This is a genomic window from Pseudoalteromonas sp. S327 (assembly GCF_005886415.1).
In the GTDB taxonomy this organism is placed as follows: domain Bacteria; phylum Pseudomonadota; class Gammaproteobacteria; order Enterobacterales; family Alteromonadaceae; genus Pseudoalteromonas; species Pseudoalteromonas atlantica.
Window position 1 is genome coordinate 1 of record NZ_PNDP01000129.1, and the last position, 230, is coordinate 230.

Sequence of the window (230 nt, forward strand, 5' to 3'; positions counted from 1 at the left end):
GCTAACTTAAGGAACCAGTATGAGTACAAACCGTCAGCAAGACTTTATTGATAGCATTGAAGATGCGTTGCAATATAGCTCTTTATATCATCCCCTTGATATTGTTCAAGCGCTAGAAAAAGCCTACAACAAAGAACAAAGCAAGTCTGCAAAAGATGAAATCGCGCAAATATTAAATTAACTCGCGTATGTCGGCTGAAGGCAAGAGGCGAATTTGTCATGACAAGTTT

1 pseudogene is annotated in these 230 nt (G+C 38.7%); it reads left to right on the forward strand.

The window, feature by feature from the left end:
* Nucleotides 1-19: 19 nt before the first annotated feature.
* Nucleotides 20-230 (forward strand): annotated as a pseudogene (locus CWB60_RS20425) (fumarate hydratase); the annotation flags it as partial.